Here is a 12,306-nt window from a genome sequence, read left to right as displayed (position 1 = left end):
TTAAAAATAAACTCTTGTTGTTGATTAGGATGATTTTGTGAATCAAATATTTATCCTATAAATAGAAATAAAAGGAAAAAGATTTAGTTAAATGAAAAATATCAAAGGCATACTTTGCGATCTTGACGGAGTATTATACAACGATTCTGTTTTAATTGAAGGAGTAATAGACAGTATTAAAACCTTAAAAAATAAAGGCTATTCTTTCTTATTTGTCACCAATACTTCAGGAATAACATCAGAAGAATTATTCGATAAACTGATTAAAATGGGTATTCCTGTTGGAAAAGATGAGATTTTAAGTCCGCCTCTAGCGGCATACAATTATGTCTCTAAAATGAGGTATAATAATGTTGAAGTACTAGGAGGAACTAGCGTTAGAAACCTATTTTATGATAATATAAAGGAAAATACTATTGATCCGGAAGTCATTGTGGTAGGTGATATTGGAAAAAATTGGGACTACGCACTTATGAACAACCTTTTCAATAAAATATTGAACGGTAGTAAAGTTGTCGGTCTACACAAAGGAAAATTCTGGAAAGCGGCTGATGGCCTCCGTATTGATATCGGTGCTTTTATTACTGGATTAGAATTCGCTACCTCTACGCAAAGTGTATGTATAGGCAAACCTGAAAAAGCATTTTATGAATCTGCGATTGAAAAAATTGGTTTATCTGCAGATGAACTATTGATGATTGGTGATGATATTGTCGGAGATATTCAAGGTGCTAAATCAGCTAACTTAACTGCTATACAAGTCAAAACAGGAAAATATCGTAAAGAACTTACCGACAACTCTCCTGTTCAACCCGACTATTTAATTGAAAATTTTAATGATCTAGTAGGTTTACTTATCAAATAATCACCATAAAACCTGATCCATTAGTTTCCGGTATACCTGCACAAAGACTGTCCAGTTGCTTGAGAAACCATACTCCAAGATGGAAAATCAAAAGTAATTACTAAAGCATCTGCAGGAGCAAGTGAAGCCAACGCTTCTCCTGTTAAATATTCAGCTAGAAAACTGAGGGTCGGATTGTGACCAACAATAGCAAAACAATCGGCTTCATCAGATCGCTGATTGATAAAATCCAATAACCTCCCAACGTTTGCATCATAAAACGAGCCTTCCTCAAAGGTGGCTTCTTCTGGAATATCCAACGTTTCTTGAAGCACTTGGGTGGTAATTTGGGTTCTAACAGCGTCAGAAAAGAAAATAATATCTGGCACATAAGAACCACTTTTCACTTTTTGAGACATATGCAATGCTTGTGCATAGCCTTGTTGAGTCAATTCTCTATTTTTATCTTCCACCCCAAAATAGGCAGATTCTGCTTCAGCGTGTCTTATTAGTATTAGTGTTTTCATTGTGGTTTAACTGTAAGATCTTTTATCAAGTTACACAAAATTTATTAGTAAACTGAGTTAGATGAAAAATATAAATTATGATAAATCTATTTTCTTGTATATTTATCTCAAAAAGTCAAAAATATTTTTCTAAAAAAGATGAAATATTCTTCTTAAATCATCCTTTAAATATTTTTATCAAATTGATAAAAATATTTTTGAAAAAAGGTTTTTTAAACTAATTATTTTTAATTATTATTACATAATACATAAATAATAAATCAACCATATTAACTTGACAATTTTATGAACGAAATTGAAGAAATAATTTTCAATGCAATCAAAAAAGATAAGGATTATTTAAATAGTCTGAGAAAGCAACTAAAAGACACTAACCCATTTACTGTTGCAGTTCAAATGCAAGAAGATCTTAAAGATGTAAAATCACATCAAGCAATTTATGATACTATTTTCTCTAAAGTAGATTTATACAAAATTGCTCAACAATTGAATCAAAAACGTGCTTACAATAAAAAAAGTGAGTAAAATATCTCAACTCTCTTTATTATAAAAATAAAGAGAGTTTTTTTGTTTTGTCAATTAAAACTAACCGTAAATGAATATAATTCGACGCAAATTCCCTTACCTTATAATAGGTATTTTTACGTTACTTTTGTTTGGTTGTTCTTCTGGTAATCAAGAAGATGAAAAGAAAATGAAACATCTTTACGATATATCAAGTTCAACAGAAAATATTGAAGACCATAAAATTGTAGTATATCAAATGATGACACGTCTCTTTGGTAACACTACAACAAACAATATTCCTTGGGGAACTCTAAAACAAAATGGAGTCGGTAAATTTGATGATATCAATGAGGCGGCTTTAAAAGGAATAAAAGACCTGGGGGCTACCCACGTTTGGTACACAGGAGTAATTGAACATGCAGTAATTACAGATTACAGAAAATATGGCATCCGATTAGATGATGCCGACGTGGTAAAAGGGCGTGCAGGTTCTCCATATGCGATTAAAGATTACTATGATGTTAATCCTGATTTAGCCAATAATGTAAATCAACGTGTTGAAGAATTCGAAGCCTTAATCAAAAGAACACATGATGAAGGTTTAAAAGTAATTATTGATTTCGTACCGAACCATGTTGCTCGTTCATATTACTCTGATAAAAAACCGAAAGGAGTTAAAGATTTAGGTGCTTCAGATAACCTAAAGAAAGGTTTTGACCCTAATAATAATTTCTACTATTTACCCGGTAAGCCATTTGTAGTTCCTGAAGGATACAAACCTTTAGGAGGAGCAAAATTTCCTTTAGCGGATGGAAAGTTTAAAGAAGTACCTGCAAAAGTATCAGGAAATGGGGCTGTAACTCCTAACCCTACTGTGAATGACTGGTTTGAAACTGTACGTTTGAATTACGGTGTAAATCATATTTCTGGTAATGGAGAAAAAGTATTTGATATCGATGGAGATGTACCTTCAACTTGGAAGAAAACATTAGAAATCCTAACGTATTGGACAGAAAAAGGGGTAGACGGTTTCCGCTGTGATATGGCTGAAATGGTTCCTGTAGAATATTGGGGCTGGATGATTCCAAGAATCAAAAAAATCAATCCTAATATCCGATTCATTGCAGAGGTGTACAATCCTAAAGAATACGAAAATTATATCTTCAATGGAAAATTTGATTACCTCTACGACAAAGTAGGTGTTTATGATACTTTACGTGCAGTTATGGAGGATCGTGAGGGTTCTTCTCTTTCTCACTTGACAAAGGTTTGGAAAGAGATGGATGGATTTAATAACCACATGCTTCGCTTTTTAGAAAATCACGATGAGCAAAGAATTGCTTCTAAAGAGTTTTCAAACGATCCACAATTAGGCATACCTGGAATGGCCGTAAGTGCTGCATTAGGTAGTGGCCCTGTGATGATTTATTTCGGTCAAGAAGTGGGAGAACCTGGGAAAAATGTTTCAGGCTTTAGTGGAGATGATGGAAGAACCACAATTTTTGATTATTGGGGTGTTCCTGAACATCAAAAATGGGTGAACAATCATAAATATGATGGCGGCCAATTATCTGCAGAACAAAGAACATTAAGAAAACAGTATAAGGATATTATCAAAGCTTCTACTGAGTCTTCCGCTATTCGAAGTGGTAAGCTTATCGATCTTCAGCAATTTAACCGCACAAATGCTAAATACAATACTGATAAAGTATATAGCTTCATTAGATTTGATGAGAGCGAAAGAGTCCTTGTAATAACCAATTTCTCAGATCAAGAAATGGAGCTGGACTTAATCATTCCATCGATTGTTATTGATGCTATTGGAGTATCTAATTTAGATGAAGTCAAAACAAAAGATTTATTATCCGGACAAAGTGTGAGTATTTCGTTGGATAAGGCAAAAGAAAGTGGTTCATCCATAAGTATCGCCCCTTATTCTGCAATGTATTTGACATTTTAGATAGCAGACAATTCTATAACAAAACGGCTTATTTATGTAAAATATCATCATAAATAAGCCGTTTTTTTATGAAATCAACTCATCTATTTTCATTCTTTGGAAAGTATTGTAATTTTGACTTTCGTTTAAAGCTTTACTGATTTTACTTTTTAAAAGTAAACAGAAGCATCACAAAATAGCTAATCGATGAAAGTTGCTATCATTAAATACAATGCCGGTAATGTACAGTCAGTAAGATATGCATTACAACGTATTGGCATTGAACCTATTCTAACAGACCAAAAAGAGGAAATCTTATCTGCGGATAAAGTGATATTCCCTGGTGTTGGCGAAGCAAAATCAGCAATGGATTATCTAAAAGCTAGAAATCTAGATGTACTGATTAAAGAATTAAAACAACCTACCCTTGGCATTTGTCTTGGATTACAATTAATGTGTCAACATTCTGAGGAAAGAGATACCGATTGTCTAGGTATTTTTGATACTCATGTCAAGAAATTTGAAAGTGATAGTTTAAAGGTCCCTCATATGGGGTGGAACAATATTCATGATCTAAAAACACCTTTGTATACAGGGTTAGAGAATAATGATTATGTCTATTACGTACACAGTTATTACGCTGAGTTGTGTGAAGAAACTATTGCAGTGACTGACTATGTACATCCATACAGTGCATCTCTTCATAAAGACAATTTTTATGCTGCTCAATTCCACCCTGAAAAAAGTGGAGATGTAGGACAAAAAATTATTCAAAACTTCATTACAGAGTGCTAAAATGAGCAAACGATTAGAAATTATTCCGGCTATTGATCTTATCGACGGTCAACTAGTAAGGTTATCACAGGGCGATTATGCTCAAAAAACAGTATATGCAAAAGATCCTTTAGACATTGCAAAACAATTTGAAGATGCAGGAATAAAACGTTTGCATTTGGTTGATTTGGACGGTGCTAAAGTGAAAAAGGTAGTGAACTACCCTGTTTTAGAACGTATTGTTAAAAACACCAATTTAGTAGTTGATTTTGGAGGAGGTATCCAATCTGATGAAGACTTGCAAAAAGTATTCGATCATGGTGCTGAAATGGTCACATGTGGTTCTATTGCGGTAAAAGCAGAAGATAAATTTGTCAGCTGGATTGAAAAATTTGGAGCTGAACGTATGATTTTAGCTGCTGATGCAAAAGACAAAAAAATTGCTGTTAGCGGCTGGCAAGAAGACAGTCAATTGCCACTTTTTGATTTCTTGAAAAACTATACTTCTAAAGGAATTACTAAAGTGCTTTGTACTGATATTTCTAAAGATGGTATGATGCAAGGACCTAATACCGCTTTGTACCAAGAAATAATTGCTGAATTTCCAGATATGGAATTGATTGCAAGTGGCGGTGTAAGTAAATTTGATGACCTCACAAAATTGGACGAAGCAGGTATTCCTGCAGTAGTTGTGGGTAAAGCAATTTACGAAGGCACAATAAGTATTGATCAGATTTATGCACACAATAGTAAATAACTAAAATGCTTGAAACTCTTTCCTTTTCACTTTTAAAAGATGAGCCTATTCATCATTTTATTACCACTAGGAATGGTGGAGTGAGTCAGGTTCCTTTTGATTCTTTAAATCTTGGGAATCTAGCACATGACAAAAAAGAAGATGTTCTGGAAAACAGGAAAAGAGTAAAAGAAGCTTTAGGTTGTGATCATCTTTTTATTGGAGATCAACAACATACCAATACTATTGGCATTATCAAAGAAGATAATTTAGAGGACTTGATATCGAGTCCTCTTCCTTTTCCTAAAACTGATGGCTTAATTACCAATGTTAGAGGCGTAGGTTTACTTACGTTAGCAGCAGACTGTACTCCAATCCTATTATTCGATCCCATACAAAAAGTGATAGGTGCAATTCATTCTGGTTGGAAAGGCACTGAACTTAAAATTCTCACAAAAGGAATTGAGGGTATGAACAATGAATTTGGATGTCAACCTTCTGACATTAAAGTATGCTTTGGACCTTTTATAAAAAAAGAAACGTATGAGATAGGTCTAGAGGTCGCCCAACTTTTTGAGGAAGCATATCCAGAGATTATAGATCAAGTTTTAAGTGAACATCCTGATGTTCAAAAAAGATATCTCGACATTACTGCTTGTCAGAAATATCAATGTAAAACAAATGGAATCTTAGAACAAAACATCGAATTCATGCCAATCAATACCTTTACAGATCATCGATTCTTTTCAGCACGAAAGGCATCACCTAATCAAACCGGTCGTTTTGGAGGTGCTATTGTTTTGGTGTAGAAGTTTCTTCTACTCTATTCTTTAATTGTTCTAATGCTTGTTGGTATTGTTCTCCAATTTTAGTTTCATAATCCGACATAAAAGCAACTACTCTAGCAGACAATTGGAAGCCAAAATCTCCCTTTTCATCCCAAACTACCACACTTCCATTCTGATCTCCTTCAATGGTAAAATGAATATCAGAAATAAATGCTCCATCATTTGTGGTCATTTGTAGTTTTACTTTTTCAAAAGGTTCTGAAGCTAATATCTGAATTTTAGCATTATTTCCATGATAGTCCATCCAAGTATGGATCGCTCCCTCTCCTTCTTCAGGGCCTGAATACATTGGCGACAATCTAGCATTATTTTCATCATCAATAAATGCCCAAGAATTCCATTTTTTTAAATTATTAATAAAAGGAAAAATAGTGCTTGGTTTCTCTTTAATAAAGATTTTTTGATGAACATTATATTCAGATGGAAGCAATAAAGCCCCTCCAATAATAAAGACTAATGCAGTGAATACACCTAAGGAAAAAAAACGAAATATTCTCATTATTTAAATAAATTGATGCTGTAAAGTTACAATTGTAATCATCGATGCAAAATAAATTAGTTATAAAAAATATTATTAAAATCTTATGACTATATTGATGTAAGTTTTAAAAAAACTAATATGACTGAGAATAACTATCCTAAATTTGTAGTTGGCATCGGTGCCTCTGCAGGTGGCCTTGAAGCAATTAACAACTTATTTGAAAAGCTGAATAACAATACTGATATGTGTTTTATTGTTGTTCTGCATTTATCAATAGAACATAAAAGTTTAATACCAGAACTTTTGAAGAAAGTGACTAAAATTCCAATAATTGAAGTAAATAAAGATCATTTTCTGAAGAAGAATCATATTTATTTAATTAATAACCATACAACTTTAAGCATAGAGAACAATAAGATTGTTGTAAAGGAAAAAACAAGTAAAAGGGATAAATTATCTTATCCTATCAACATTCTATTTAAAAGCTTAGCCACTACTTATAAAGAAAAAGCCATTGGAATTATTTTATCAGGAACAGGATCTGATGGAACTGAAGGGTTGAGATATATCAATGCCAATAATGGTATTTCTATTGTACAGCACCCGGATTCTGCGAAGTTTAATGGCATGCCTTTCTCTGCCATTCAAACCAATCCAATTGATTTTATTTCTAGTATTGAAGATCTATCTCAAATATTAGAGTTTATTTCTACCAATGGAAATTCGAATAGAGCTGGAAAAGGATTTAAAGTACTCGATCATATTATCAGTTTAGTCAGCTCTAAATCGAACATTAATTTCGGAAGTTATAAAACACAGACGTTATATCGTCGAATTTTAAAAATGATGGAATACCAAAACTTCAATTCCATCGAAAAATACTATCAGCATTTAACAACACACCCTAAGGAATTGGATTCACTTGCCAATAGTTTTCTCATTGGGGTGACTTCATTTTTCAGAGATTTAGAAGAATGGGATTTTGTAGAACAGAGCATTATTCCAAAAGTATTTAAGGACAAAGACATTGTTCGTATTTGGTCTTTAGGCTGTAGTACAGGACAAGAGGCCTATACTTTAGCTATTTTAGTACTTGAGGAATTAGAAAAAATAAAAGAAGAGAAAGAGGTAAAAATATTTGCGACAGACCTTAATAATAAGGCGATCCAATATGCTTCTGAAGGCTCATTTACAGAGAAAGAATTAAATGAAATTCCCACAAAGTTCTTAAAAAAATATTTCTTCAAAAATGGAAACAAGTATACTGTCAACGAAAATGTTAGACAGTTAATCACCTTTGTAAAACATGATATCTTAGAAACTCCTCCTTTCTTAAATATTGATCTAATTACGTGTAGAAACCTTTTGATCTACTTTAAAAAGGAAAACCAGTATAAGATATTAAACACCATAAAATTCTCCTTAAATAAAGGTGGGTATTTATTCTTAGGACCATCTGAGAAAAACTTTTCAGATAAATTTTTAAAAGAAATTGATGTCAAGAAAAAATTCTTCCAACTCACCGAAAATTTTAAAATTATAGATATTGATCAACGTCATAAATTCGAGAATCAAAAAACTTTAAGTCCAGTGGAGTTAGAAATTACTCAGTTTAAAGAAAATACTTTTGCTACTGATATAGAAAAAAGATTAATACAGTTCTTTTGCCAGCCATTCATCGTCGTAGATTTTGACGAAAACATTATTTATTCAACCAAAGAAACAGGTAAATATCTATTCTTTCCACAAAAAGAATTGGTCCTAAAAGAGGTTTTCGACTTCGAAGTTTACATCGATATTATCAGAGAGATAAAGAAGGTAAAAGAAGATGGAAAGAGTAGAAAACTAAAAAATATTTCCTTCAATAATGTAACAGAAGGATTGGTTTCTGATATCATCATCAGAAAATTTACATTGAATATAGATAGTGATAATATTATTTTGGAGTTTGTTCCTATCAAGAAAGACAATCAAGATAATATTTTAGAGCAGGACAATACCATTCAAAATTTAAAAGATGAAATCAAACATCTTCACTTAGAGCTAAAAAATGCGAATAAGAAAATTGAGGGTATTAATGAGAACTATCAAATTAATAACGAAGAATTGATGTCCTCCAATGAGGAATTACAAAGTAGTAATGAGGAACTTCAATCTGTAAACGAGGAACTATACACTGTTAACCAGGAATATAAAGAGAAACTAACAGAGATTTCTGTACTTAATAATGACTTCCTGAACTTGTTTAAATCGGCAGGTATAGCCAGTTTATATTTGGATAATGACTTAAAAATTCGTCGTATAGCTCCGAATGCAAGTGACTTTTTTGGTATCGAAAACGAAGATTTAGGAAGAAGTATCTTACAATTTAATACGTTCTTTAAAATCAAAGGAAGTTTTTATCAATCCATTGAAGATGCAGTAAAAGTCAACCAAATACAAGAGCAAGAAATCTCGGATAATGAAGGTAAAAAATATCTTCTTAGAGTATCACCTTGTGTTGACAAAGATTTTGAGGCAGATGGAGTCATTCTTTCATTTATTCCAATTTCTGATTTTAATCCAACTAAGAAATTATTGGCCTTAAATGAGGAACACCAAGAGAAGATTTCTCAGTTCAAAACTATTTCTAAGCATTTAGACCTACATTCTTGGACTTGGCTTTTCGATGAAAAGAAAGTTTTGATATCAGGGAAAGAATACAATAACATTTCTGCAGAAAACTTTGATTCATTCATAAAGAATAAATATGGAGAGACTGTTCAAAATGAGTCTTATTTATCGTTTAGAAATAAACTAAATGATTGTATTCAATATGGAAAAGAATTTAAAACTAATATACATTTAGAAACAAAAGTGATCTTAATTGATTGCTCTTCAATCAATAAAAATCACAAAATTATTGGCCTCCATGGTATCCTTAAAGATATCACTAAGGAATACAAGAAAGAAAAAGTAATTGGTGATTTAGCAAATACTTATCTTGATTTATTAGATCTAGATCATTTTGGTACGATTAGTATTCCTGATATCAAAAAAGATACAGTGAATGTAAATGACACTCTTTTAAAATGGCTTGAAGTCCAAGATAAAAATATAAAAATTGATAAGTCTTTCATTTTGAATATCATTCAGAAAGAAGACGAGAAAAAGCTTTACCAACTTCTAAAAGAAAAGCCAAAGCATTTTGATATAACGTTAAGAATAAAAACGTTAAACTCAGAAAAACTTCATTTAAGATTAGCTGGGAAGATTACAAAAGAGGATAATCATTTTTCTCTACTTTGTCTTGTTTTTGATATTTCAGAGACTAAATCAATGGAATATCAATGGAAAGAAACGGTGAATTTGGCGGAGAAAACGGCTCAAACCTTGGCTGTTCAAAACGAACAGTTAGAAAGTTATACTTATATTGCTTCTCATAACATACGTTCTCCTTTATCTAATCTATTGTCGTTAGTAGAATTGTATCATAACGAAAATGATGATAAAGAAAAGGAAAAGTATATTCAACTTTTCGAGAAGGCACTTGCTCAGTTAGAAAAAACAGTCAATAACTTAACAGATGCCATCAAAGTACAACAGAAAACTAGTCTTCAGCGCTCTAACATCAACATAAAAGAAGAGTTAATGAAAGTGTTAGATATTTTATCTGGCAACATGAAAAAGCATGGGGTATTAATTAGTATGGATGTTGAAAGGGGACTTACATTTAGTTATCCGGAAGAGTACTTAAGAAGCATTTTCTTGAACTTACTGAGTAATGCAATAAAATACCGCTCAGAAGATAGATTACCTAAAATTGAAGTTGAGGTATATTCAGAAAACAATCAAATTGTTATCTCTGTTAAGGATAACGGAATGGGTATTGATTTAGAAAAATTTGGACAGAGAATTTTTGGAATGAATCAAACATTCCATCACAATGAAGATGCTAGAGGTTTAGGCCTTTTCTTAACTAAAACACAAGTTGAGGCAACAGGTGGAACAATACAAGTGGATTCAAAAGTTAATGTAGGCACTAAGTTTACAATAAAATTACCAAACGATAATTAAATGATATATTCGTATATATACAGTAGTAAAAGTAAAAATGCTTTTGAAATAGACGATCTCTTACAACTTCAATATGATGCTGAGAAAAATAATAGTGTTCATAACATCACTGGGTATTTAACCTATAAAAATGATATTTTCATTCAGTATATAGAAGGAGATGAAGATCAAATCAAACAACTAATTAAAAACCTCCATAAAGACGATAGGCATCAAATAATAAATGAGTTTGTACTTCCCAATAGAAAAGAACGTCTTTTTAAGAATTGGAATATGCGTTACATTGAATACAACAATTTAATAGAAATCGGATTTCATGAACTGTTAGATGCTGTATTCTTTACTATTGATAATAGGCTGTTTTCAAATAGCGAAGTATCAAGTAAGATCAATAGAATGTTGTTAAAAGTGGCCGAATATTATTAATGGCCACTTATACTTCTACTTTGTTTTTTGTTATACAGTCTAATAATTTCTGTTTACTTAGAGGCTTTTCAATATATCCGTGTACTAGTGGGTTCGCTTCTGCTCTTTCTTTATCTCGAGGATGAATACTCGAACTTAGAATAAATATTTTTAATTCTTTAGAGAAATTAAAAGCCATTAGTTCCTCAAGTACTTGCCACCCGTCCAAACCAGGCATATTTAAATCAAGAAATACATAGTTATCAGTTGAAGCATAGTCATTTATTAATGTGTTTTTTAGGAACTCATCTCCACTCCTGTAATAACTTTTTGATAAGTGTTTTGTCTCGTTTAATGTTGATGAGATGATTTTGACTATATCGATCAAAAGCTCATCATCATCAATGAAAATCAGTTTTTTTTCTTTCATAGTTTTTCAGTTGGGTAAATGAATATACAAAATTCATTTATTATTAACACGTAATAGAAGCAGTAAATAACGATTCAAACTTACCTATGTATATTTAATGTATTATTATTAGATTTTATTGTAATTGAAAAACGTCTATATCAGATCATCTTTTAAATGTTTCTTTGCCTCATTCTAATTTTATAAATTATTATATATATCTAGATTCCTTGAACCTAACTTTTTATACCCTTTACTCAATAAGTTTATGATATACTCCTACATCTATAGCAGTGCTTCTGATGAAAATTTCAATGAAGAACAATTAATTAAACTTCATGAAGCTGCTGCCCAAAAAAACAAAGAATTTGATATTTCTGGATACCTCACATTCAAGAATGATATTTTTATTCAATACATAGAAGGCCCTGAAAAAAGTATCAAACAGTTAATCGAAAATATCAAGAAAGATAAAAGGCATCATATTAAACACGACATTGTTTTGCCCATTAGAGAAGATCGATTATTTGGAGATTGGAGTATGCGTTATATCGATTATAATAGCTTAATAGAAATCGGTTATCATGAATTATTAGAAACCATATTTTTCAGTATTGACAATCAGATATTTTCAGATGAAGAGGTCATTCAAAAAATAAATCAAATGCTACATCAGATAGCCTCCACAATGAAAGAATAAGAATATCGTAAAATCAAACCCTTTATTTTACTTTTTAAAATCAGAATCCCATTATTTAATTTATTACCTTTATTTATTGA

The 12,306-nt window shown here is 31.6% G+C and carries 12 protein-coding genes; 9 read left to right on the top strand and 3 right to left on the bottom strand.

The window, feature by feature from the left end; genetic code table 11:
- Positions 1–91 precede the first annotated feature (91 nt).
- Complete coding sequence (locus KMW28_RS06975) at positions 92–865, top strand: TIGR01458 family HAD-type hydrolase (protein ID WP_169664016.1); 774 nt, start codon at positions 92–94, stop codon at positions 863–865.
- Between the two features lie 20 nt (positions 866–885).
- On the opposite strand, the gene KMW28_RS06970 is transcribed toward KMW28_RS06975, so the two are convergent.
- Positions 886–1,371, bottom strand: coding sequence for a SixA phosphatase family protein (locus tag KMW28_RS06970; protein ID WP_169664017.1), 486 nt, complete (start codon positions 1,369–1,371; stop codon positions 886–888).
- A 285-nt stretch (positions 1,372–1,656) separates the two neighbouring features.
- Here KMW28_RS06970 and KMW28_RS06965 point away from each other — a divergent pair, with 285 nt between their 5' ends.
- The 5 genes from KMW28_RS06965 to pgeF all read left to right on the top strand — a co-directional run bounded on the left by KMW28_RS06965 (position 1,657) and on the right by pgeF (position 6,136).
- A complete protein-coding gene (locus KMW28_RS06965; RefSeq protein WP_066208907.1) occupies positions 1,657–1,896 on the top strand; it encodes a hypothetical protein in 240 nt (79 codons plus the stop codon).
- Between the two features lie 70 nt (positions 1,897–1,966).
- Entirely contained in the window at positions 1,967–3,838 is a 1,872-nt protein-coding gene (locus KMW28_RS06960; RefSeq protein WP_169664018.1) for an alpha-amylase family glycosyl hydrolase, read from the top strand.
- A 186-nt stretch (positions 3,839–4,024) separates the two neighbouring features.
- Complete coding sequence (gene hisH / locus KMW28_RS06955; protein WP_169664019.1) at positions 4,025–4,612, top strand: imidazole glycerol phosphate synthase subunit HisH; 588 nt, start codon at positions 4,025–4,027, stop codon at positions 4,610–4,612.
- A 1-nt stretch (position 4,613) separates the two neighbouring features.
- The gene (gene hisA, locus KMW28_RS06950; RefSeq protein ID WP_169664020.1) at positions 4,614–5,348 is read left to right on the top strand and encodes a 1-(5-phosphoribosyl)-5-[(5-phosphoribosylamino)methylideneamino]imidazole-4-carboxamide isomerase; all 735 of its coding nucleotides are present in this window, start codon (positions 4,614–4,616) and stop codon (positions 5,346–5,348) included.
- Between the two features lie 5 nt (positions 5,349–5,353).
- A complete protein-coding gene (gene pgeF, locus KMW28_RS06945) occupies positions 5,354–6,136 on the top strand; it encodes a peptidoglycan editing factor PgeF (RefSeq protein WP_169664021.1) in 783 nt (260 codons plus the stop codon).
- Here pgeF and KMW28_RS06940 read toward each other — a convergent pair.
- Complete coding sequence (locus KMW28_RS06940; RefSeq protein WP_169664022.1) at positions 6,120–6,674, bottom strand: SRPBCC family protein; 555 nt, start codon at positions 6,672–6,674, stop codon at positions 6,120–6,122. The two genes, pgeF and KMW28_RS06940, sit on opposite strands and share 17 nt — an antisense overlap.
- 120 nt (positions 6,675–6,794) lie before the next feature.
- On the opposite strand from KMW28_RS06940, the gene KMW28_RS06935 reads away from it, so the two are divergent.
- Positions 6,795–10,712, top strand: a complete 3,918-nt coding sequence (locus KMW28_RS06935) for a CheR family methyltransferase (protein ID WP_169664023.1) — start codon at positions 6,795–6,797, stop codon at positions 10,710–10,712.
- On the top strand, positions 10,713–11,138 hold the full coding sequence (locus tag KMW28_RS06930) for a BLUF domain-containing protein (RefSeq protein ID WP_066208918.1): 426 nt from the start codon (positions 10,713–10,715) through the stop codon (positions 11,136–11,138).
- A 7-nt stretch (positions 11,139–11,145) separates the two neighbouring features.
- On the opposite strand, the gene KMW28_RS06925 is transcribed toward KMW28_RS06930, so the two are convergent.
- A complete protein-coding gene (locus tag KMW28_RS06925; RefSeq protein ID WP_169664024.1) occupies positions 11,146–11,547 on the bottom strand; it encodes a response regulator in 402 nt (133 codons plus the stop codon).
- Positions 11,548–11,794: 247 nt separating this feature from the next.
- Here KMW28_RS06925 and KMW28_RS06920 point away from each other — a divergent pair, with 247 nt between their 5' ends.
- A complete protein-coding gene (locus tag KMW28_RS06920; protein WP_169664025.1) occupies positions 11,795–12,226 on the top strand; it encodes a BLUF domain-containing protein in 432 nt (143 codons plus the stop codon).
- The last annotated feature ends 80 nt before the right edge of the window (positions 12,227–12,306 follow it).

This window comes from Flammeovirga yaeyamensis, from assembly GCF_018736045.1.
In the GTDB taxonomy this organism is placed as follows: domain Bacteria; phylum Bacteroidota; class Bacteroidia; order Cytophagales; family Flammeovirgaceae; genus Flammeovirga; species Flammeovirga yaeyamensis.
Note: the sequence above shows the minus strand (reverse complement) of the source record. Positions and strands in the feature narration are given on the sequence as shown.